At 46.9% G+C, this 22,758-nt stretch carries 20 protein-coding genes; 12 read left to right on the top strand and 8 right to left on the bottom strand.

Annotated elements, in window-relative coordinates; translation table 11 throughout:
• Positions 1-43 precede the first annotated feature (43 nt).
• The 7 genes from spoIID to fabZ all read left to right on the top strand — a co-directional run bounded on the left by spoIID (position 44) and on the right by fabZ (position 6,126).
• Complete coding sequence (spoIID, locus tag NST70_RS16250) at positions 44-1,054, top strand: stage II sporulation protein D (RefSeq protein ID WP_019721009.1); 1,011 nt, start codon at positions 44-46, stop codon at positions 1,052-1,054.
• 81 nt (positions 1,055-1,135) lie between these two features.
• The gene (locus NST70_RS16245) at positions 1,136-1,906 is read left to right on the top strand and encodes a M23 family metallopeptidase (RefSeq protein ID WP_013860719.1); all 771 of its coding nucleotides are present in this window, start codon (positions 1,136-1,138) and stop codon (positions 1,904-1,906) included.
• A gap of 324 nt (positions 1,907-2,230) precedes the next feature.
• Entirely contained in the window at positions 2,231-2,497 is a 267-nt protein-coding gene (spoIIID, locus tag NST70_RS16240; protein ID WP_014096774.1) for a sporulation transcriptional regulator SpoIIID, read from the top strand.
• Between the two features lie 389 nt (positions 2,498-2,886).
• Complete coding sequence (locus tag NST70_RS16235; RefSeq protein WP_014096775.1) at positions 2,887-3,888, top strand: rod shape-determining protein; 1,002 nt, start codon at positions 2,887-2,889, stop codon at positions 3,886-3,888.
• Positions 3,889-3,926: 38 nt separating this feature from the next.
• Positions 3,927-4,715 (top strand): flagellar hook-basal body protein, encoded by a 789-nt coding sequence (locus tag NST70_RS16230; protein ID WP_342476237.1) that lies wholly within the window; start codon positions 3,927-3,929, stop codon positions 4,713-4,715.
• Positions 4,716-4,742: 27 nt separating this feature from the next.
• Positions 4,743-5,573, top strand: coding sequence for a flagellar hook-basal body protein (locus tag NST70_RS16225; RefSeq protein WP_014096777.1), 831 nt, complete (start codon positions 4,743-4,745; stop codon positions 5,571-5,573).
• A gap of 127 nt (positions 5,574-5,700) precedes the next feature.
• Positions 5,701-6,126 (top strand): 3-hydroxyacyl-ACP dehydratase FabZ, encoded by a 426-nt coding sequence (fabZ, locus tag NST70_RS16220; protein WP_342475456.1) that lies wholly within the window; start codon positions 5,701-5,703, stop codon positions 6,124-6,126.
• Positions 6,127-6,313: 187 nt separating this feature from the next.
• Here fabZ and NST70_RS16215 read toward each other — a convergent pair whose 3' ends face one another.
• Positions 6,314-6,478 carry a hypothetical protein gene (locus NST70_RS16215; protein ID WP_013860712.1) on the bottom strand — a complete coding sequence of 55 codons (165 nt, stop codon included), beginning with the start codon at positions 6,476-6,478 and terminating at the stop codon, positions 6,314-6,316.
• A gap of 6 nt (positions 6,479-6,484) precedes the next feature.
• Complete coding sequence (gene ssb, locus NST70_RS16210; protein ID WP_026683911.1) at positions 6,485-6,844, bottom strand: single-stranded DNA-binding protein; 360 nt, start codon at positions 6,842-6,844, stop codon at positions 6,485-6,487.
• Between the two features lie 306 nt (positions 6,845-7,150).
• Between ssb and NST70_RS16205 the strand changes: the two genes are divergently transcribed.
• Positions 7,151-7,573, top strand: coding sequence for a YwpF-like family protein (locus NST70_RS16205; RefSeq protein ID WP_014096780.1), 423 nt, complete (start codon positions 7,151-7,153; stop codon positions 7,571-7,573).
• Positions 7,574-7,591: 18 nt separating this feature from the next.
• On the opposite strand, the gene NST70_RS16200 is transcribed toward NST70_RS16205, so the two are convergent.
• The 3 genes from NST70_RS16200 to NST70_RS16190 form a co-directional block, all read right to left on the bottom strand.
• Positions 7,592-10,393, bottom strand: coding sequence for a DEAD/DEAH box helicase (locus NST70_RS16200; RefSeq protein WP_342475455.1), 2,802 nt, complete (start codon positions 10,391-10,393; stop codon positions 7,592-7,594).
• The gene (locus tag NST70_RS16195) at positions 10,377-11,972 is read right to left on the bottom strand and encodes a hypothetical protein (RefSeq protein WP_035189460.1); all 1,596 of its coding nucleotides are present in this window, start codon (positions 11,970-11,972) and stop codon (positions 10,377-10,379) included. The genes NST70_RS16200 and NST70_RS16195 overlap by 17 nt, the downstream gene beginning before the upstream one ends.
• A gap of 210 nt (positions 11,973-12,182) precedes the next feature.
• On the bottom strand, positions 12,183-13,646 hold the full coding sequence (locus NST70_RS16190; protein ID WP_342475454.1) for an ISLre2 family transposase: 1,464 nt from the start codon (positions 13,644-13,646) through the stop codon (positions 12,183-12,185).
• Between the two features lie 336 nt (positions 13,647-13,982).
• Here NST70_RS16190 and NST70_RS16185 point away from each other — a divergent pair, with 336 nt between their 5' ends.
• Entirely contained in the window at positions 13,983-14,126 is a 144-nt protein-coding gene (locus NST70_RS16185) for an Lmo0850 family protein (RefSeq protein WP_013860706.1), read from the top strand.
• A 97-nt stretch (positions 14,127-14,223) separates the two neighbouring features.
• On the opposite strand, the gene NST70_RS16180 is transcribed toward NST70_RS16185, so the two are convergent.
• The 3 genes from NST70_RS16180 to NST70_RS16170 all read right to left on the bottom strand — a co-directional run bounded on the left by NST70_RS16180 (position 14,224) and on the right by NST70_RS16170 (position 17,591).
• Positions 14,224-15,606 carry a hemolysin family protein gene (locus tag NST70_RS16180; RefSeq protein WP_014096785.1) on the bottom strand — a complete coding sequence of 461 codons (1,383 nt, stop codon included), beginning with the start codon at positions 15,604-15,606 and terminating at the stop codon, positions 14,224-14,226.
• 82 nt (positions 15,607-15,688) lie between these two features.
• Positions 15,689-16,117: a MerR family transcriptional regulator gene (locus NST70_RS16175; RefSeq protein WP_026683905.1), complete on the bottom strand. Its 429-nt coding sequence runs from the start codon at positions 16,115-16,117 to the stop codon at positions 15,689-15,691.
• A 160-nt stretch (positions 16,118-16,277) separates the two neighbouring features.
• On the bottom strand, positions 16,278-17,591 hold the full coding sequence (locus NST70_RS16170; protein ID WP_014096787.1) for a hemolysin family protein: 1,314 nt from the start codon (positions 17,589-17,591) through the stop codon (positions 16,278-16,280).
• 433 nt (positions 17,592-18,024) lie between these two features.
• Between NST70_RS16170 and NST70_RS16165 the strand changes: the two genes are divergently transcribed.
• The 3 genes from NST70_RS16165 (at position 18,025) to murF (ending at position 21,789) form a co-directional block, all read left to right on the top strand.
• Positions 18,025-18,798: a hypothetical protein gene (locus NST70_RS16165; protein WP_014096788.1), complete on the top strand. Its 774-nt coding sequence runs from the start codon at positions 18,025-18,027 to the stop codon at positions 18,796-18,798.
• 419 nt (positions 18,799-19,217) lie between these two features.
• The gene (locus tag NST70_RS16160; RefSeq protein ID WP_017551147.1) at positions 19,218-20,285 is read left to right on the top strand and encodes a D-alanine--D-alanine ligase; all 1,068 of its coding nucleotides are present in this window, start codon (positions 19,218-19,220) and stop codon (positions 20,283-20,285) included.
• 127 nt (positions 20,286-20,412) lie between these two features.
• Positions 20,413-21,789 (top strand): UDP-N-acetylmuramoyl-tripeptide--D-alanyl-D-alanine ligase, encoded by a 1,377-nt coding sequence (gene murF / locus NST70_RS16155; RefSeq protein WP_017551146.1) that lies wholly within the window; start codon positions 20,413-20,415, stop codon positions 21,787-21,789.
• Positions 21,790-22,758 lie beyond the last annotated feature (969 nt).

The raw sequence follows: 22,758 nt of genomic DNA, 5'->3' as shown, positions 1-22,758 counted from the left end.
GAGTATAGGCTTTCCACCACTTCGACCATATGGAGGCGTCAGCATGAAACCAATCAAACCCGTTGTAATCGCAGCGATCCTCGTACTCGCCTTTTCCTTTCTCATTCCGGCCCTTGTCGTCCTTCCGTTCCACAACGACAAGGTGAGCGGAAAATTGCATGAAAAAAAACCGCCAAAGGAGGAGAAAGCAACGGTATCCGTCCAGGTATCCGTATACAGAAGCATGGAGAAAAAGGTTGACCGCGTGCCAATGGAAGACTATGTTGCAGGCGTGGTCGCAGCTGAAATGCCTGCAACGTTTAAACTCGAGGCATTAAAAGCCCAGGCACTGACTGCCCGCACTTTCATTGTCAACCGGATGTTAAATGGCGGAAACAGGGATTTGCCGGATAATGCCAATGTGACAGATACGGTCAACGACCAGGTATATTTGAGCCGGGATGAACTGAAAAACGTTTGGGGGAAAGCGTATCAGGAAAAAATGGAGAAAATCGACAAAGCGGTTGCTGCAACAGAAGGCGAAATCATCACTTACCATAACAAGCCGATCGATGCAGCGTTTTTTTCCACCAGCAACGGCTACACAGAAAATGCCGGCGATTACTGGTCCAGTGCCGTACCCTATTTAAAAAGCGTGAAAAGCCCGTGGGATCAAAACTCGCCTAAATTCAAGAAAGTCACATCCATCCCCGCCACGGCGTTCGAACAAAAACTGGGGATCCGGATTCAAGCGAATGATACGGGAACTGTCTTATCCAGGACAGAAGGAAAAAGAGTGGCGAAAATCAAAATTGCCGGCAAAGTTTTCACCGGCAGGCAGGTGAGGGAGAAGCTGGGGCTGCCTTCTTCAGATTTTACATGGGAAAGAAAAGGAAAAGAAATTGAAATTATAACGAAAGGATACGGGCACGGCGTCGGCATGAGCCAGTACGGGGCAAACGGCATGGCACAGGAAGGGAAAGATTATAAAGCGATTGTGGCGTATTATTATCAAGGCGTCACGGTGAAACCATTCAGCCAAATTGCCGGAGCCGGCGCCCTGGCAAAAAAATAATCCCTCCCGGACAAAAATTTTTTAAACTTGATGTATAAACAAATGAAGAAATGTTCAGAATGGTTGCTGAGGTGATGATAAATGAGAGAGGAAGAAAAGAAACGGCCTTCTCAACCAAAGAACATAAAAAATTTCTTCAAAAAACGCTGGGTCTATCCGGCAATCTATTTAGTAAGTGCGGTGCTGTTGATTACAGGGATTATTTGGTATCAGTCGCTTGGAACCCATTCGGCAAAAGAAAAATTTAAAAACGATGCATCCATCAGCCAGAAAGGATCCGGCAATGACGCAATCGAAGTAAACAAAGCGGTAGAAAACTTCAGAATGCCGGTACAAAAACCTGAACTGGCCACGATTGAGAAGAAGTTTTACGACGCGAATGCTTCCGTCAAGGACCAGGAAGCCGCACTCGTTGTATACGGCAACACATATCAGCCGAACCAGGGAATTGACATCACGATGAAAAATGGCAAAACATTTGACGTTGTTGCTGCAATGGGCGGTACCGTCACAAAAGTGCAGGAAGATGCCGTTTTGGGCAATGTCATTGAAGTCGAACATGACAAAGGCGTGACGACCGAATACCAATCGGTGAAAGACATTGCGGTGAAAGAAGGCGATATGGTCAAGCAAGGACAAACGATCGCAAAAGCCGGCCGGAGCGAGCTGAACAAAGCCGCCGGGACGCATCTTCATTTTGAAATCCGCAAAGACGATGTGGCGGTCAATCCGGAAGGCTACTTCAATAAAACGGCCAGCGACGTCAAAACGCCGGAAGTTTCATCCGAAAGCAGCCAGTCCAAGCAAAGCCGGTCTTCGGAAAAAACATCAACCAGCCAGAACAGCCATTAATACAGCCCGCGTGTATACAGGACAGAAAACCTCTGTCCTTTTTTTGTTTTCCGCCCGCTTCCCGTAAAAAAAGCAGTTTCTTGCATAAAATGGTACACAAGCTAATAAACTGTTACAAACTTGACAAAAAAGCGGGAGTGTTTGAGGTGAGGAATCGTTAATGACGGGAGCATCTTCGCTACAGACTTGATTATATTCTGCACCATCAGAAAGGCTTCACTTTCTGCCGCAAGCATGAACAGCCTGCGGGACCCAGTACAAAATTGAATCCAGCGAGTCTCATTTCACACGCCTCACATCCAATTTTTGGGGAGGGCGAGTAGTGTGCACGATTACATCAAAGAGAGGACTATCAAGATTGGGAAGTATATCGTGGAGACGAGGAAAACAGTTCGCGTAATTGCGAAAGAGTTTGGCGTATCCAAAAGTACTGTCCATAAAGATTTGACGGAAAGGCTGCCGGAAATCAATCCGGAACTGGCAAATGAGGTAAAGGATATCCTCGATTACCATAAATCTGTCCGCCATTTGCGCGGAGGGGAAGCAACGAAGCAAAAATATAAAAAAGAAGAGTATCCAGTCACAGAGTAACAGCAAAACCGTTAGCAGCGCTTTCCGGCTCATGAGGGCTCCATGATCCCTGAAAGAAGCAATCGAATTGCGCGGTTGCTTCTTTTTACGGACCGGATCGGTTTGGGGAACGATTCCGGTGACAGTGCGCAGCTGCTTCCATCCGGTAAACAGCTGTCGCAAAATTAAAAAGGACACCCATGCGGAAGCCGCTTTTTTGAAAGACCGGCCCCTGTAAAATCCCCTCCGTTTACCCCGCTTGAAAAATACCCGAAAATAAAATTTGACAAATGATCCCGAAACCCGGCAAAAATATGCTAAAATAAATAATCAGGGATAACAGACAATGATAGACTTCGAATAGATAAATCGTCCTAAAAAAGTTTGAAAAATGAGGAAGGAGCACATACATGTTTGCAAAGGATATCGGAATTGATTTGGGTACCGCGAATGTACTGATCCACGTAAAAGGCCAGGGAATTGTGCTGAATGAGCCATCTGTTGTGGCCATTGAGAAAACAGCCAACAAAGTGCTCGCAGTCGGGGAGGAAGCGCGCCGCATGGTAGGCAGGACACCAGGCAATATAGTCGCCATCCGCCCGTTGAAAGACGGTGTCATTGCCGATTTTGACGTAACAGAAACGATGCTGCGGTATTTTATTAACAAGCTGAATGTAAAGGGATTCTTATCGAAACCGCGCATTTTGATTTGCTGCCCGACAAATATTACGAGCGTGGAGCAGAAAGCGATCCGCGAGGCAGCAGAAAAAAGCGGCGGGAAAAATGTTTACCTGGAAGAAGAACCGAAAGTGGCGGCCATCGGTGCAGGCATGGACATTTTCCAGCCGAGCGGGAACATGGTGGTTGATATCGGCGGCGGCACGACGGATATTGCGGTACTATCGATGGGGGACATCGTGACAAGCTCGTCCATCAAAATGGCCGGTGACAAATTTGACAATGAAATTCTGCAGTATATAAAACGGGAGTACAAACTGCTGATCGGCGAACGGACGGCGGAGAATATCAAGATGAATATCGGCACGGTATTTCCGGGCGCCCGCAATGAAGAAATGGACATCCGGGGCAGGGATATGGTTTCCGGCTTGCCGCGGACGATTACGATTAAATCTGCTGAAATTGAAAAAGCGCTGCGTGAATCCGTATCCATCATTGTCCACGCCACGAAAAACGTTTTGGAGAAAACGCCTCCTGAACTGTCAGCCGACATCATTGATCGTGGTGTCATTTTAACAGGCGGTGGGGCCCTTTTGCACGGTATTGACCAATTGCTTGCCGAAGAAATTAAAGTACCGGTCCTTGTTGCCGAAAATCCGATGAGTTCTGTAGCGATCGGAACAGGCGTCATGCTTGAAAATATCGATAAAATTTCAAAAAGAAAACTCGTTTAATCAAACGTTTGATGAATGCTCCAGCGAGGTGAATGGCAATGTTACGGGGTTTGTATACAGCGGCTTCCGGGATGATCGCCCAGCAGCGGAAAACGGATTTGCTCGCCAATAATTTATCCAACGCAGATACGCCGGGATATAAAACGGACCAGTCATCGATCCGCTCTTTCCCGAAAATGCTGCTCAGTTATATGGATAAAAACGGGACAACAGGCGAAGTGGTGAAATCGGTCGGGTCACTTGCGACCAGTGTTTACATGCAGGAAACACTGCCGCTTTTTAAACAGGGCGACCTTGAAGAAACAGGCAACCGGACCGATTTGGCCATATTCGATCAAGCTTCACCGGAGGGGAGCCTGTTCTTCCGCATCGATGATGGCAACGGCCATGAAGTCTATACGCGGAACGGGAATTTCACGGTAAACCCGGAAGGCTATTTAACGACCGCTTCCGGCCATTATGTGCTGGATGAAAACGGGGGCCGGATTCGGACAGGGGGAACCGATTTTTCCGTCGATGCGGCTGGCGCGGTAACGGAGAACGGGCGCTATGCAGGTACGATCGGCCTTGCTTACGCCCAAAATCCGGCACAGCTTGAGAAAACAGGCGACGGTTTATATACGCTCGCGAATAACGGGGCGCTGCCGGCTGCAGGCCAAAATGGCTTTCAAATCAAGCAGGGCTTCCTGGAATCTTCCAATGTCGATGAGACAAAAACAATGACAGATATGATGAGTGCTTACCGCTCTTTTGAAGCCAATCAAAAAGTACTGCAGGCTTATGATGCAAGCCTCGGCAAAGCCGTAAACGACGTAGGAAAAGTATAACGGAGAATGGTAGGGTGAAAAAGCGCCATGAATCAATCCATGCTGACAGCAACGAACACGCTCAGGCAGTTGCAGGACAAAATCGATACCATCAGCCATAATGTTGCCAATGTGGATACAAACGGCTATAAAAGCAAACAGGCGAGCTTTACCGATCTGCTCGTCCAGCAAATCAACAACCAGCCGGATACATCCAAAGAAACAGGCAGAAAAACGCCGTACGGCATCCGGACCGGCACGGGGGCAAAACTGGCACAAGCGGTCATTTCCCCATCGCAGGGGGCACTTGAACATACCGGACGCGCCCTTGATATGGCCTTTACAAAAGAAAACCAGTATTTAAAAGTGCTTGCCCGGGCAAATGGCAGTGATGAAGTGGCATTTACGCGCAATGGCGCATTGGAAGTGTCCCCGCTCGGAAACAATAGAAGTGTGCTCACTGATGCGAACGGGAACCCTGTCCTGGATGAGCATAACGCGATGATTACATTTCGGGGCAATGTAGCAGATTACGCGATCAGGCCAAACGGGACCTTGCAGGTGGCATACAGTGATGGCACGCGGGAAAGCTTTAACCTCGGCGTTGTCCAAATGCGCAATCCGCAAGTGCTGGAACAGGTCGGGAACAACCTGCTGAGACTGCCGCAAAACGTTAATGCGGCAAATGTGTACACAGATTTGACAGGTGCAACCCGCAGCCAGATTTCTATGCAGCAGGGCGTGCTTGAAAAATCGAATGTCGACCTTTCCACTGAAATAACTGAGCTAACGAAAACAGAACGGTTGTATCAGTTCCAGTCAAAGACGATTACATTGTCCGACCAGATGATGGGCCTTGTAAATAACATCCGTTCCTGATGATTCGTTTTTTACGGAAAACAGCTGTCTTGCACTTTAAGGCGGATCCCGGGGAAGGCAGCTGTTTGGATCCTGCCCCCGCCTTGTTCGCTCCCGGATTGAAACTGAAAATGGAGGATTTTTGCCAATGTTGGATTTGCAACAAATTAAAGACATTCTCCCGCATCGTTATCCTTTTTTATTGATTGATCGTATTCTTGAAGTGGAAGAAGGAAAACGTGCGGTTGGAATCAAAAATGTATCTGGAAATGAACCCTTTTTTGCCGGCCACTTCCCGTCCTATCCGGTCATGCCGGGTGTATTGATTGTGGAGGCGCTCGCACAAGTGGGCGCTGTCGCCATGTTAAAAAAGGAAGAAAACCGCGGGAAACTTGCGCTTTTTGCAGGGATTGACAAATGCCGGTTTAAACGCCAGGTGAAACCGGGAGACCAGCTTCATCTCGAAGTGGAAATCATCCGCTTGAAAGGGCCGGTCGGAAAAGGCAAAGCGGTTGCCACCATCGACGGGGAGCTTGCCTGTGAAGCGGAAATCATGTTTGCGCTTGAAAAATAAAGACGGGGCACCAGGCCGCTTTTTCCCGCAAAAAAAATCAGCCGGATGTCCAGCTGACCAAAAAGAAAAGGGGATAAGAAGAGGATCGGTATTGATAACAAACACATTCTCTCTGATGGGGCAAAATAGGAGAAACATTTAGGAACTGGTAAAATGGAAAAAAAGTTAGGAAAGGAAAACTCATACGTTACTTCAGGTGTGGCACGAGTGCGGGCATTTTGCGGCTCTCTTCCTCTATCCGTTTTACTTCCTGCATTAAAAGTGCAAGCTGCCGGTTCAGCATGCCCTGTTTGACGATCATATCCGCTAAGACCCGCTCAAGTGCATCCAACCGTTTTGCTGCATCTTCCATTGCATGCTACCCTCCCTGACCGGTTTTTTGCAGCGGCTTGTTTTCTGGCCGTTTGCTTAAAAATTGGACTGTGTCGGCAATGACTTCGGTGACATAAACCCTTTTTCCGTCTTTATTATCATAATGGCGGGTCTGAATCCGGCCGGTAATGCCGAGCATGGAACCTTTTGCGCAATATTTGCTTGTGTTTTCTGCGATTTTATTCCAAAGGGTACATTGGACAAAATCGGTTAACGTTTCGCCAAATTGGTTCCGGTAATGGCGGTTTAAGGCAAGCGTAACATTTAACACCGGTTTTCCATCTGCCGTGTAGTGAAGATCCGGATCTTTTGTAAGCCTTCCGACTAATGTGACCTGGTTAATCAACTGCGCCACCCCCTTCCTGCATTTATCTTACCGGCTTTCCATTTTCGTGTAAAATCGTCATTTTTCAAAAATCGCCCCCTTTTTTCGGGCAAAAATCAATTTTTCACGCGTGATTTTTACAAATTTCGGCGACAAAAAAGGGATATGGTATAATTTAAAATTTTTTTCGTATGGAGATGGGCATTGTCGGCCGGCAAAAACATGGCAGTCACCGGTCTTTTGAGACGAGGGGAGAAACTTGGCGTGATCGGTGATCGTAGGTTGGATGTATGTTATAATTTTTACAAACGAATAGGGAGGAAAGGGATGAAAACATTTAAGATCCTGTCACTTACCATTTTGAATGACGGCGAACGGGTGTCGATTCCGTTGATTGACGGGTTGATTCTGAACAAGGAAGACGGAAGGGGCACCTGGCTGATTGAAGCGTACACGGAGCGCAAGTATTTGCCGTTTTTTGCGGAAAGAGAAAAGCAGCAGACGGAGCTTGATACCGAAGTCGTGATCACTTACGAGAACAATGATCCGGCACCGCTTTCGACCCGGGTTAGGGGAATAAGAGAATTTGACGGGACGATCAGCGTTCTGCTCGAAGGGAAAATGCGCTCGAGACGGATCGCGTATGCGGAAAAACTGCTCGAGGAGCTGGTCCGCGAAGGGTATGAAGGCGAGCAATTAATTGAGGCATTTAAAGAAAGATTAAACGGAAAAGGCCGCTCTGCGTCATAAAACAGAGCGGCTTTTTCCTTAACTTTGCAGCAAAACCAAATGTTTCAATTCGTCATCGGACAGCTCAGTTACCCAGTTGTCACTTTGGATAATTTCGTCGTTCAGTGCCTGTTTTTTTTCAAGCATGGCGTCAATCTTTTCTTCAAGTGTGCCGGTCGCAATCAATTTATGGACATGGACAAACCGCTGCTGTCCGATGCGATGCGCCCTGTCTGTTGCCTGGTTTTCAACAGCCGGGTTCCACCAGCGGTCATAATGAATGACATGATTGGCCGCTGTTAAGTTCAAGCCCGTTCCCCCGGCTTTTAAGCTCAGGAGAAAAACAGGGAACGCCTTGTTTTGAAAATCACGGATCAACTGGTCGCGTTTTGCTTTCGGCATGCTTCCGTTTAAAAACGGAACGTCAAGACCGAACAGCTCCTTCATCATTTGCCGAATCATCTGGCCCATCCCGATATACTGGGTGAAAATCAGGCATGATTCTCCCGTATTCAAAATGGCTTCTGTCAGCGTGGCCAGTTTTTCCAATTTAAATGACCGTTCCAAAAGGTGCGCCGGTTTTTCTTCTTTCAGAAACAGGGCAGGATGGTTGCACAGCTGCTTCAGCCGGTTCAGCATCTGCAAAATCAGCGCTCTTCTGCCAAGCCCGCTCAGCTGGTCGATCCCCTTAAAAGCATTTTGCACCGTTTCTTCATACAGAGCCGCCTGCTCCGCCGTCAGCGGGCAATATTCTTTTTGCTCCAGCTTTTCGGGCAGATTCAGTTCCACATCCGGATCTTTTTTCGTCCGGCGTAGCAAAAACGGCTGAATGAGGCGCTTAAGCTCGCGGATTTTTTCTTTCGATCCATCCTTTTCGATCGGGGCGATGAACCGTTTTTGGAACTGCCTGAACGTGCCCAAATAGCCTTTATTGGTAAAATCAAAGATCGCCCACAGTTCTGAGAGCCGGTTTTCCATCGGGGTGCCGGTCAAAGCAATATAGTGCCTGCCCTTTAGTTTCCGGATCGCCCGCGACTGTTTCGTCTCCGCATTTTTAATGTTTTGCGCTTCATCAAGGGCGATCGTGCTCCATTCCACAGCTGACAATGCCTCGAAATCAAGGTTGGCAATCCCGTAGCTCGTCAGTACAACATCGGCATGTTGATAGTAATCCCCCAGTTTTTCTTTTTCCCGGTTCGGTCCGTAATGGAGGGCGACATTTAAGCTGTTTCCAAATTTTTCGATTTCCCGCTGCCAGTTGCCGAGGACAGATGTCGGACAGATGATAAGCGCCGGTTTTTCCGGCTGTTTCGTATATTTCACATGGAGAAGGTAAGCGATCAGCTGCACGGTTTTCCCAAGCCCCATATCGTCTGCCAGTACGGCGCCAAACCCGCAATCACGCAAAAAGGCAAGCCAGTTTAAGCCGAGCTGCTGGTACGGCCGCAAATCGCCCTGAAATCCGGGCGGGATCGGGACGGATGGCATTTCGGTCAGATTGGAAAGCTTTCGGATAAACTTTTTTAATGACTGGTTCAGTTCAATTTGAATCCGGGCGAGCGCCTGCACATCCTCTGTTTCTTCTTCATCCGTTTCCTCTTCGGATTCGGAAGTTTGTGCGAGCAGATCCTGAAGATGGAGCCCCTCTTTTTTGGCTTTTTCCATAAGCGCCTGCAGCGATCGAATCATCTTCGGATCAAGTGTGATCCACTCGTCTCCCGCTTTCACAAAGCGGCGCCCCTTGTTGATCAGATTTTGGAACGCTTCTTCGCTCATTTCTGCCCCATTTAAGGAAATCCGCCAGTCAAATTCGAGCACCGTATTAAGATTAAAAAAAGACCGGTAGCTTGTGTTTTTTTTCAGTTTAGCTTTCAGCCGCATATTGGCGTTTTTAACGGATGACCACCAGGACGGCAGCATAATTTCGACACCGAGCGGGAGAAGCTTTTCGCTGGCGTGAACGAAGAATGCCCATGCTTGGTTTTCTTCGAGTTCATTGCGCAGCTGCCCGTTTTCATCATGAAGCCAAGGGAACAATTTTCCCCATCTTGCCTGTTCGAGCCGGATCTCTTCTTCAAATGGCTGCCATTTTTTATACAGCTTTTGCCGAGGGTAGACGAGCAGCCGTTCCGGTTTATCACGGTCGCGCAACACGGTCTCAAGCTTCCAGTACCCCCCATCCGTGTCAGGTTCAAAAAGGCGGATCCCAATTGTAAAGGGGAGGGACGCTTCGCCCGCCCATAGTTGAAAGCGTCGCTTGTCAAAATAGGAGGTGAGTTCCTGGTTTGTAAAGCCTGATTTTTTCAGCTCCATGAATTGCCGCTTCAATTGCGGCCGGCTGGCGATAAAAGAACGGGCCGCTTCTCCGTACCATTCGGAGAGCACGCGCGACAAAGGTTTTTCATCCAGCTCCCGGTCCCAAAATGACGGGTTGAACTCGTGGATGACGGTATCAGACAGCTCTATCGCCCATGCTTCTTCTTCCGGAAGTGCAGCCGCTGTCGCAAGCCAGCCGCCGCTTAAAACGGCATCAAGCAGCACGGGAGCCACAGCAAGATAAATTTGCCCGCGTTCATCCCAATCCCATCGCAACATCGAACTGAAACCTTCTTTTCCGAGCAGGGACAAAAGCGTAAAGCTGTCGGCCAAAATCCCGCTGCGGTTTCCGAAACGCGTGTACGGTATGAAGGCGCCATAAAAACTTTCTTCATGCCACATCAACAAAGACGGCGCCCAGTAGGAAGGATCGGCTTCGTTTCCGGCCCGGTCTTCGGCATATAAGAAATAACGCCCGCCCGGATCCGGTTGTATATTGATTTTTACATCATATTCCATCTGCATCGGTCAAATTTCCCCTCCTGCATTCTTCCTGAAAAGCGCGCATCCGTTTTGTCCGTTCCTTGATTTCGTCAAAGAATGCGTACCACCTTTCCTCTTCATGGCGTTTCCGGTAAATGGCTTTTAATTTTTTCAAATAGCGGACGGCTTTTTGATAGGACTTCCGGTTTTTTTCCCCGATACAGATGCCGACCGCCCGGTGGTAAAGAGGGAGGAGGACTTCAGGTGCTTGCTTTGCAACCCGTTCGAGTTTTTCTTTTGCCATATCCTCGGGTGTATTGCCGATCAGTGTCTGGAGTTCCGCCCACTCCCTGTATCTTGCGGATAAAAATAAAATATCCCCGTATTTCGGGGCGCTGACAGGCAAAAAGGCGCGGTACAGTTTTTCCAGTAATTTCAGCTGCTGGGCGGAGAGCGCCTGTTCATTGATGGAGCGGAAAAACATTCGCATATAGGCAGCCTTGTCATAGTCATCCCCGCATGTTTCCAAAAGGCGCGGGATCATCGGTAAGGCAGCGGAGATATAGCGGAACAGTCTCTCGTCCGCTTTCAGTTCCAAGAACCAGTACGGCATATATACGGCTGTATTGACGCCGCTTTGAGCCAGCTGCCTGAGAAAAAACAGCGCGGTGTCGTCATTCCCGAGCAAAAAGGCGAGATGGATGAAGCAGAGCACCTTCGTGGAGGAGAGATTTTCACCGGCATCAATGCTGTTTAAAATTTCCTTCCTTAAACGCGCCTCTTCCTCTTTCCGCCAATTTTCTTTCTTTAGCAGGCGCGACCAGAGGATTCGGTAAAAATCAACGGTTTCAAGTTCGTAGAGGGATACACTTTCTGCCAGCTCACGGGTGTTTTCGCGGAAATAAGCGATAAACGGATCAAAAACAAACGGGAGCGCTGCGGACGACAGCTGGTTTGCCGCTTCTTCCGCTTCGCCGGACAAAAATTGCATGAGAGCCGTGGACGAAAAAAAGTCATTTTTCAAACAAATCGTGTTAATGTACTTAAACAATTCATAGGCAGCAGTCAGTTTGTAAAGCGGCTCCCATTCCCGTTCGACAGGCAAAAAAAGGGTAAGCCGGCGGTATACTTCCCTTGCCGAGAGATCGAGAAGAAATTCATCATTCACATTGATCTCTTCAAAAGCGGTATGGAAATCGTCCAGCCACATGCTGATGTTTTGCCCGGATGTTTCCGCCTTTTTCTCCAGCAAATCGCTTGCCCGTTTCACGGATTGCAGAATGTCCCCGTCCGTACTGCGTCGCTTCCACTCCCCGACCCAGTCAAACACACTGTTTTCTTCACTATAGGCAGAGAAAAACAAAGCCATCAGGTGGCGGCAAAAACCGTCATGGGGGCAGGAACAATCAAAAAACAACGGGTCAAAAAGATCCAGCCCGCAATCCACCGGTGTCACATCCTGAACTTTCCCGCGCAAAAACCGTCCCGAAATCCGTTTGTCATGGACTAGATGCTGGCGGTACAACAGCAGCCCTTTTTGCACCAGTTTCTGGTGGGAATCGCGCTCCGGCTGCAAATGGTTCTGAAGTTTTTTGGCATAATCATTCAGTAAGGCGGCCATAGGACGACACACTTCCTTAGTAAAATATGTAAACAAAAAGCAGGTAGCTGCTTCGATTGTGACAGATGATAATTCAACTATTTAGCATAATACACATTTCCGTTGATGTCCAGTGCGGAAAGGAGACAGTATGTGTCAAGTTTTTCTCGACAAGGTTTAAATATCGGGTATTCCTAGACACTCTTTTTGTACACTTTCGGCTACCGTGCTTTACTTGCTCGGTGTAATTTTCGGAAAAGATGTAGTATTTTCGTATAAAGATGGATAACGGGGATGTTGAGGCGCGCGAAATTCACTCGCTTTCCGCGGGCGGCCGGCGAGCCTCCTCGCTCGTACCTCGCTGCGGGGTCTCTCCTGGCTCGCTTTTCCCGCAGGAGTCTCGTAAATTTCGCGCGCCTCAACGATCAGTCCCCACTGATCCAGGCTTAAAACGAAAGCTCTAATATTTTGCTTAAATGTCCCATTGAGTATGCCTTGTTTGATTTTCACCATGGCTTCTGCGCCAAGTTCACTCCAATGCATGCCCCTTTTTTTCATCCTGAAGGAGATATGCCTTTGATTCGATTCCATCGCTCCTAGGCCTCTCGCACCTTCCGGCACGTTTTTCACCCTGTCTCTCCAGTCAAAAATGCGGTCCCAGTTTTTCAAGATATACGAACGGAATTCCTTGATTTTCTTGAGGGCCTTTTTATCCGTCAAGGTGCTTTCGTGCGTATCCAAATATAACGTGAATTGGTCCAGGTCATGCGTTCTAATCGCTTTTCTAATTTGCTCCTTGATCTCGCTCTTTCCGCCCCCAAATGTCCTTATGATGGCTTGTGCAACGTGGTAGGTATCCAGCTGGTTGAGCACCGGAAATTCCGACTGTGAGAATGCTGTTTGAAACCGTTCAGCTGTGTACCCAGCACCTCCATCACTGTTTGTAATGACATGCGCTTTTTCGAGGGAATAGGTGTTGGCAGCTGTGGCTTGGACTTCATCCCAAAATGTCTGAATGTCTTCCGTCGTCATGATGACTGTGGGCTGACGCAGGGAGACCCTTTTTCCATTGGTTTCCCAACCTTCATAGAGAATGGCATGGTGGACTTCCATACTCTGTTTCTTTTCCAGTCCCCGGATGAATACGCCATCTGCTTCGGAAAACAGGTAGTCTACCTTCTTCCCATCAGGCAGTGAAGCAGCTATTTCCATCTCTTCTACAAGGGCCTTGTCGGCTTCCACCTGCGTTTTTCCTACGCGTTTCACCATTTCCCCTACAGTTGTATGACTAAGACTCACGGCTGTCCATTCTTTTAAAATATTCGCCACCTCCCGATAGGTGTTCTCACTTGCCAACTCTGCCACCTTTAATTCCACTAACGGGCTATATCTCTGGTGGGGTACCAGCCCCAAGCATTCATCCAAGGGATAATGTGAGTTCCCTCTCTTATCACGCATTAATGAACGTTTAAAAGTCACACTTCCAAATAGAAACTGAACGCTTCTGTTATCACTACGGCAGTACTCCCAGCCTTCCTCCAACTTCTTTTGTTTAATTGTTTTATCTAACTCCTCAAATACATCCCCAACCCATTGTGTAAAAACCTTCTGCATCAGAATTTTAATTTGTTCTTCAAATTCCATAAGACTCTTTGTACCCTTTAATAATCCAGCAATTATTGATATAATATCCATGGGAAGACCTCTCTCTAGATGTTCATTCAAGGTGTACATTTAGATGATAGAGTGTCTTCCCATTTTTTTCCACTCATTTGCCCCTTCGAGTAAAATTTTACACATACAAGGAGACAGCTGCAACCGGTCTATTTGTTCTTCTCGCAGACTTATGAAAGGAAATCAAACAATTTTGATGAAAACCCTTATATTTTTTTAATTTTTTTGCTATATTAAGAGTAAGACAAGAAAATTTTCATAAAACTTTAAGAAATGCCGTGTAAAATCCTATATAGATGGGAATACATATACAGATAAGGAAACAGTACGGAAATCCATGATAGATGAGGTGGTCGTATGAAAAAAAACCATGATCATTTAATAAAGATGATATCGGCCTTTTCGGAAATGGGAATTAAAACCTCTTTTACGAAATCCCGGCTGGAATTGTTCGAAGTGCTGGAAGGGAGAAAGTTGCAACCGGTTTACAAAAAACATTAATTCCTGTTTTGCGGAGCGGAAAAACGCGGGCGACCAAGCGATCGTCCGCGTTTTTTTGGTTTTGGCTTGCACCAAGGCAGGTTTTTGCTGCCTTCCATTACTCAAAAGCTTTTAACATTTCAGGATGTCCGGATTCATTTTGAAGCATGGACACGGGTTCCTGTTTTGCAGTTTGAACCGCCGGCCGTGCCGCTTTCTTTTTCACCTCGATATAGCGGATATGCATATCTTCCATTTCACTGATCGTAAAGGTGTAATCCCCGAATTCAACCGTGTCGCCCTGCTTCGCCTCGATCTTTTTGGTTAAAATCCAGCCGCCGAGGGTATCAATGTCTTCATCGGAAATTTGTGTGCCGAGCAGGTCATTCACTTCACTGATCAGTACTTTCGAGTCGATAATAAAGTGACCGTCCTTGACTTTCCGGATCAGCGGCACCTCATCCATGTCAAATTCGTCACGGATTTCACCGACGATTTCCTCCAAAATATCCTCGACCGTCACAATGCCGCTCGTGCCGCCGTATTCATCAAGCAAGACGGCCATGTGAATGCGCTCTTTTTGCATCATGACGAGCAGCTCATTAATCGGAATCGTGTCGATCACGCGGATAATCGGCCGGACATACGCTTCCAGTGACGAAGGGGGAGCCTGTTTTTTCAGTACATCGGTTAAGACTTCCTTTAAATTGATGATCCCGATAATATGGTCCTTATCTCCGTCAATGACAGGGTAGCGGGTAAACCGTTCTTCCTGCACGAGGTCCATGAACGTCCGGAGGGAATCACCTTTGGAAAGGGAGACAATCTCGGTTCTTGGCACCATAATTTCTTTCGCAATCCGGTTATCAAACTCAAAAATTTTATTTACATATTTAAACTCTGATTGATTGATTTCACCATTTTTATAGCTTTCAGACAGGATAAACCGCAATTCCTCTTCCGTATGGGCGACGTCATGCCGGGATGCGGATTCCATCCCAACCATTTTTGTAATCAGGCCGGCAGAACTGTTCAATAGCCAAATAAACGGGTACATCAGCCTGTGGAACAAAATTAACGGCTTTGCTGCAAGAAACGTAATGGTTTCCGCTTTTTGAATCGCAACTGTTTTTGGTGCAAGTTCTCCTGCCACAACATGCACAAAGGTAATGACAGCAAAGGCAAGGATGACGGAGAAAACGGCGCCAAAAGACTCCGGAAGATGCAACAGCCCGAACACGGGGGCGAGAAGATGCGATACGGTTTCTTCTCCGATCCATCCGATCAGAAGCGAAATGATGGTGATGCCCAATTGGCAGGTCGATAAATACTCATCAAGATTTGTGATGATGTTTTTTACCGAAATCGCTTTTTTGTTTCCTTCTTCGATGAGTTGGTCAATCCGGGAACTTCTAATCTTTACGATTGCAAACTCTGAAGCTACAAAAAAAGCGGAAAGTGCGATTAATATAAAAATCAGCACCAATTTAAATATGTCCAAATAAGTTTCCCTGCTCCGAATAGAGACGGGGCAGGAGTCACCTCCTGTATTTTTACAAAATTGAATGATTCTATTCCCGATTTTAGCGCCAAACCACTTCCCTGTTTAAAATGGAGGAAAGGGACTGGACGAGTGCCAGGCTGTCTCCCGATAATTGATTGCGCAATGTTTCTTTTTGCGCTTCCGGCAGTTTTTCCAGATTCGGTGTTATATCCTTCAGTTCCGTATTGAGCTGTTTTAGCTGTTCGGAAAAGAGGTTCAATTGCTGGATTAAGGCATGTGCATTCAATATGCCGTTCCTTCTGCATTCCAGTTTGGCCCGGATCGCCTCCAGCGGAAGATGCATTTTTTTGCATTCTTCTATAAACTGCAGGTCGTTTACGGCGTTTTCGTCATAAATCCGGTAATTTGCACCGGTACGTTGTGGTTTTAACAGCCCGAGCCGGGTGTAGTAATCAATGGTCCGTTTTGAAACATTGGCAATGGATGCTAATTCCCCGATGCGGTACAAAGCCCCATTGGAATCACCCCAATCTCTGAAAAAGCACACTTATATTACGACTATTATAAAACATAAATACCATACAGTCAAACGTATCGGTTAGAAATAAAATGTAATTAGGAAAATTCAATTTATTAAAAAGCGGAAAAACCAGGTTGCGCAGCCCCCGTTATGAGGAAGCTGCTTCCTGTTTTTTCGATACTTCTACATACAGGACGTGCGAACCTTCCATATCTTTTACTTTAAAGTCATACGATTGGAACGGCACGGAATCGCCCTTTTTTAAATCGTATTTCTGTGTCAACAGCCATCCGCCGATCGTATCCACGTCATCATCGGGAATTTCGATCGCAAGGAGGTCATTTACATCTTCAATCAGCACTTTGGCGTCTAAAATATAATGGGCATCCCCGATCTTTTGGATAAGCGGGATCTCATCCGTATCAAACTCGTCCCGGATTTCACCAACGATTTCCTCTAAAATGTCCTCGACTGTAATAATGCCGGCAGTCCCGCCATATTCATCCAGTAAAACGGCCATATGGGTGTTGTCCTTTTGCATGCGGGCAAGAACACCCTGAATCGGCACCGTTTCAATGACATGGATAATCGGATTAATATACGGTTCAATCGTCGCATCATCCCTGAGATCCGGGTTTGAAACACAATCCGTCAGCACTTCTTTCATGTTGAGAACGCCGATGACATTGTCCTTGTCCCCGTCTGTAACCGGGTAGCGTGTATATTTTTCCGATTGTGCCAGCCGGATGAGATCGGCAATCCGGTCACTCTTGTCAACCGTGACTACTTCTGTGCGGGGGACCATAATTTCTTTTGCGATCCGGTTATCGAATTCAAATATATTGTTGACATATTTATATTCCGACTGGTTAATTTCACCACTTTTTAAGCTTTCTGACAGGATAATCCGCAGTTCTTCTTCCGAATGGGTAATTTCATTGTCCGATTGCATGTCGTAACCGAGCGCTTTTGTCACAAGCCGCGAAGACTTGTTCAGTGTCCACGTAAAGGGATACATGATTTTGTTGATGAAAATCAGCGGTTTGGCGACGAGCAGCACAATATTTTCTGCTGTCTGGATAGCAATATTTTTCGGTGCAAGCTCCCCAACCACGACGCTGAAAAAGGTGATGATGAGAAAAGAAAGAATAAAGGTCACCACGTGGATGAGTGTCCCGGGAACATGGAGTTTGATTAAAAGCGGATTAAAAATCACCCTTAATGTCGGCTCGCCCAGCCACCCAAGAACAAGAGAAATCACGGTGATGCCCAGCTGTGTTGTCGACAGATAGCTGTCCAGGCTGGAGATTACTTTTTTGGCGGAAGCGGCTTTTTTGTTGCCTTCCGCAATGAGCTGGTCAATTCTCGATGTTCGCACCCTTACGAGAGAAAATTCCGAGGCGACAAAAAACGCATTGGCCCCGATTAATAAGACAATAATAAGCAATTTGATCGTCAGCATGGTTTGTCCTGCCAAGAGATGCAAAAACGAATCGTTTTACATGGCCCCTGATTCGGCAAGACATGCACCTCCTTAAGAGACTCTTCCTGTATACTGTTCCCGAAAAACAGGAGAAAAAACGGGGCTTGCCCGGGAACAAGAAAGTAATTCGTCGTTTTCTGTATATTCCTATCCATATTTTGAATCATTTCAATCAGAACTGCAAGCACAAGGCGCATCTTCTCCCGGTAAAAATGATCATACTGGTTTAGGGGGTATATGGTTTTGCATTTAGTGGAAATACATTATAATCATCAATGAGGATAAAGGATGCACGATTTTCAGATAGGAATGAAATAAAAATCCAATTTTTTTGCCAAATTTGTTAAAATAAAATTATGAGAACTGGCAGGTTTTAGTCCATAACATGTTCTGCACAATCGGGGGTAATCGTTTGAAAAACCATGGTGGCAACAGGGAGCTCATATATGTTCACGCGAATGAAGTGAATCACTATGTTTTATTGCACGGCATCTGTTTTTATGAATTTTACCATGCTTTTCCCAATTTGACGAATCTCCTTCTTCTCCGTCATCAATTTGAGGCAGGCACTGTAAATTTACATACGCTGTTTGAATATGCGGATGAGGAAACGATCGGGCGCCTGCTAGAAGAAGACATTTACAGCTACGGGGATTTTTGCTGGGTGGATTTTGAGGATGAGGAAGGGCTCGATCTGCTGGAGGGGTATGAAATTGCGGAACTGCTGTATCTGAGCCATATGAAACATCATTTGCGGATGCCTTTTTACCGGAAATTAAATAACCATTTCGTCTATTTATCGCAGGATGACGGCTACTACAGCAAAATTTATTTCCGTTCTTTCCGTGATTTTTATGCGATGCTTGGCTATGTGGTTGCCGAGCGGATCAACAGGATCAAAGGAGAGAAACCGTTTCTGTTCGGGCGGAAAAAGCGGAAAGCATTGCCCGCTATCCCGGTGGAGGTGCTGTTGCCGCTTTCGGAGAAGATGAAGGAAGGGATGGTTATTTCGATGGAATATGCCGTGCAGACCCGGGTGCAAATTGAAATCCCGTTTTGGACGATCGGCGATTTTCATGATATGGATGAAATGCACGAAGAATATGCCGCCATCTCCGGCACGCCAATCGATGGAAAAATGGTCTATGACCGCAGGATGCAGGAATGGAAAATTTTAATTCATTAGACGTCCATGCTGCAGTGAAAAGTAGCTGGCGCGTTTTACGATAGAAAAGCGGGGAAGGAAGCCACCCCGCTTTTCATGATGCAAAATCCTCTTCAACGTCAGGGCCGATCCCCCGCATTTCAATGGTATCGGGTCCTGTTTTATTTTTAAAATGGATAGCGGCGGAAAACCTTTTTAGTAAAACCATCTTTAGGGCTGCAGACGACGGCGTTTTTTAACGGGCACCATCTTTCAAGTCGCAAAGCGCAACGGGAAACAGCCCCCTGTTAAAAAAATCCTGAACAAATCGTGTTACACAAATGCCCGTTTTGCCATACAATAGGGAAGAAACTGAACAAATCAAAATGGCAAATTTGGCGCACACCGGGTGTGTAAAATGTTAAAATAGGAATATCCTGTTCGTATGATGGAGGATGACAATGAAAAAGAAAATCTGTTTGCTTTACGGCGGGAAATCCGCTGAACACGAAGTATCCCTGCAAACCGCCAAAGCTGTAATACAGGCCTTGGATCACGAAAAATACGATATTTACCCCATCTTCATTACAACGGAAGGGGACTGGATAAAAGGGCCGCTTTTAACCGGACCTGTTGAAACCGTGAAACAGCTTGAGTTCCGTGACGGAAAGAAAATGGCCCCCAATGCGCTGTCAACCACTGTATCGGGTGAAAAAGGCGGCTATGACGTCATTTTTCCGCTGCTGCACGGGCCAAACGGGGAAGACGGCACCGTACAGGGCATGCTTGAACTGTTAAACCTGCCGTATGTCGGAAACGGCGTGCTTGCCTCTTCAGCCGGAATGGATAAAGTAATTATGAAAAACCTGTTTGCACAAGCCGGGCTCGACCAAGTGAAATATGTTTCTTTTATCCGGAGTGAATGGGAAAATGCGCCCGAAACCTGTTTTCAACAAGTGGAAGAAAAGACCGGCTACCCTTGTTTCGTCAAACCGGCGAATCTCGGTTCAAGCGTCGGGATCAGTAAGTGTAAAAACCGCACGGAGTTGGAAGCAGCATTTAAGGAAGCCTTTCAGTACGACCGGAAAATCATTGTCGAAGAAGGCGTCACGGCCAGGGAAATTGAACTTGGCGTGATTGGGAATGACGATCCGCAATGTTCCGTTGCCGGCGAAATTGTCGCGAAAAAAGATTTTTACGATTATAAAGCGAAATACGAAGACGGGGAAACGGCGTTAATCATTCCGGCCGATATTCCCGAAAAAGTGTATAAAAAATGTACCGAAGCTGCGATTACAGCATTTAAAGCACTCGACTGCTCGGGGCTGGTGCGTGCTGACTTTTTTGTGACAGAAGACGAACGGGTGATCATCAATGAAATCAATACGATGCCCGGATTTACACCGTTCAGCATGTTTCCGCTTCTGTGGAAAGAGGCAGGGCTGGATTACCCGCAGCTGATCGAAAAGCTGATTGAACTTGCCCTGGAGCGACATGCGGAAAAACAGCGGATTAAATATACTTTGTAACGGGGTTTGGAACCATTATTAATGGTTTCTGTTCTGAATTTTACTCGGACGAAATAGCTTTCCGAATCTCAGTTTGGAACCATTCTGAATGGTTCCCGTTCTGTTTTCAAGGAGGAAAAGAGCGAAAATGATCAGACGGACGATCCGGGAAATGACCGGAATGATCCATGTGGAAAACGGGGAACAACTGCAGCACAACGAAACGCTTGTACATGGCGTATGCATTGATTCGCGCAAAATCGAAAAAGGGAATCTGTATGTGCCGCTTACTGGCAGACATGCGGACGGCCATCAATATGTGGAAGACGCGTTCCGCAGAGGCGCAGCTGCATCCCTCTGGCAAAAAGATGTGCCAAACCCGCCGGCGAACGTGCCGCTTCTTATCGTGGAAGACACAGAGAAGAGCTTGCAAGAACTGTCAAAAAGCTACCGGAACGCCTTGCGGGCAAAAGTTGTCGGCATTACCGGCAGCAACGGCAAAACGACAACAAAAGATATGGTCGCCTCCGTCCTTTCCGAAAAATTTAAAGTGCAAAAAACGGAAGGCAATTTTAACAACCACCAGGGCGTTCCGTTAACGCTTTTGTCCCTTGATGAAGACACGGAAATCGCCGTAGTGGAAATGGGCATGAGTGCAAAAGGGGAAATTTCTTTCCTCACATCGATTGCCCGCCCGGATGTGGCCATTATTACAAATATCGGTGAGGCGCATATTCAAAATCTCGGTTCCCGTGAAGCGATTGCCGATGCAAAACTCGAAATTACAGAAGGCCTTCCGGAAAACGGGCTGCTGATCTATATGGGGGATGAACCGCTTTTGCAGGAACGGGTGCCAAACATTACCGGCATCCGAACAAAGACGTTTGGCAAAGGGCACGGAAATGATCTTTATCCGGTGGAATGGAAACAAGAGACAAGCGGCAGCGCGTTCCGGACAAATGCATCGGAAGATATCGATTTTTATCTGCCGGTCCTTGGTGAATACAATGTCATCAATTCGCTTGCCGCCATTCTTGCCGGCCGCGAGTTTGGCATGCCATTTGAGGAAATCCGCGCAGGGCTTGGGAAAACGAGGCTGAGCGAAATGCGGATGGAAATGGCGGACGGCATCAACGGTTCAAAAATTATCAACGATGCATATAATGCAAGCCCGACGTCGATGCGTGCGGCCATCCGGCTTGTGGAGCAGTTTGAAGGAACGGGCCGGAAAATCCTCGTGCTCGGGGATATGCTTGAACTGGGCGAAAAGGAAGCGGCGTTTCACAGGGAGGTTGGCTGCGACTTGAATCCCGAAAAAATTGATTTTGTTTTTACATATGGCAAGTTGGGCCGTTTGATTGCGGATGCTTGCGATTTTCCGGACAACCGTGTGTTTGCGTTTGAGGACAAGAAGAGGCTGATCGATATGTTGAAAGGAAAAATCGGAGCCGGCGATTTGGTTTTGGTCAAAGCCTCAAGAGGCATGCAGCTGGAAGAAGTGGTCAAGGCCATTACGGTTTCCTAAATAGATGATACGTGAAAGACAGCTGCCAGTTTTTTCCGGCGGCTGTCTTTCATTTTTGGCAAAGGATATTTTCCGGCAAGCTTTGTCATGTGGAATGGAGATTGGACGGGTTCAATGTAAGGGAAGCGGTCGGGAACTTGGCTATAGAGTGTGTCTATGTGAAGGAAGCTGGGGAAAATGAGCTTGTTCCTTAACATAGAACGAGTCCATGTTAAGGAAACGAGAGAAAATGAGATGCTTTCTTAACATAGAGGTGTCTACGTTAAGGAAGCGGAGGAAAATGAGCTTGTTTCTTAACATAGAGCGCGTCTACGTTAAGGAAGCGAGGGAAAATGAGATAGTTTCTTAACATGGAGCACGTCTACGTTAAGGAAGCGAGGGAAAATGAGGTGCTTCCTTCACATAGAGCGCGTCTACGTTAAGGAAGCGGAGGAAAATGGGCTTGTTTCTTAACATAGAGCGCGTCTACGTTAAGGAAGCGAGGGAAATGAGATAGTTTCTTAACATAGAGTGCGTCTACGTTAAGGAAGCGATAGAAAATGAGGTGCTTCCTTAATATAGAGCCCGTCTACGTTAAGAAAGCGATAGAAAATGGGGTACTTCCTTAATATAGAGCGCGTCTATGTTAAGGAAGCGAGGGAAAATGAGATAGTTTCTTAACATAGAGCGTGTCTACGTTAAGGAAGCGGAGGAAAATGAGATAGTTTCTTAACATAGAGCGCGTCTACGTTAAGGAAGCGAGGGAAAATGAGGTGCTTCCTTCACATAGAGCGTGTCTACGTTAAGGAAGCGAGGGAAAATGAGGTGCTTCCTTAACATAGAGCGCGTCTACGTTAAGGAAGCGGAGGAAAATGAGCTTGTTTCTTAACATAGAGCGCGTCCACATTAAGAAACCGAGCCAAAAAGGATCTCTTCCTTCACATAGACCACCTCTAAGTGAAGCAAGCGGGGGAAAAAGCCGGCCTTTCT

Source organism: Weizmannia sp. FSL K6-0777 (assembly GCF_038593185.1).
Lineage (GTDB): Bacteria > Bacillota > Bacilli > Bacillales > Bacillaceae_C > Weizmannia > Weizmannia faecalis.
Note: the sequence above shows the minus strand (reverse complement) of the source record. Positions and strands in the feature narration are given on the sequence as shown.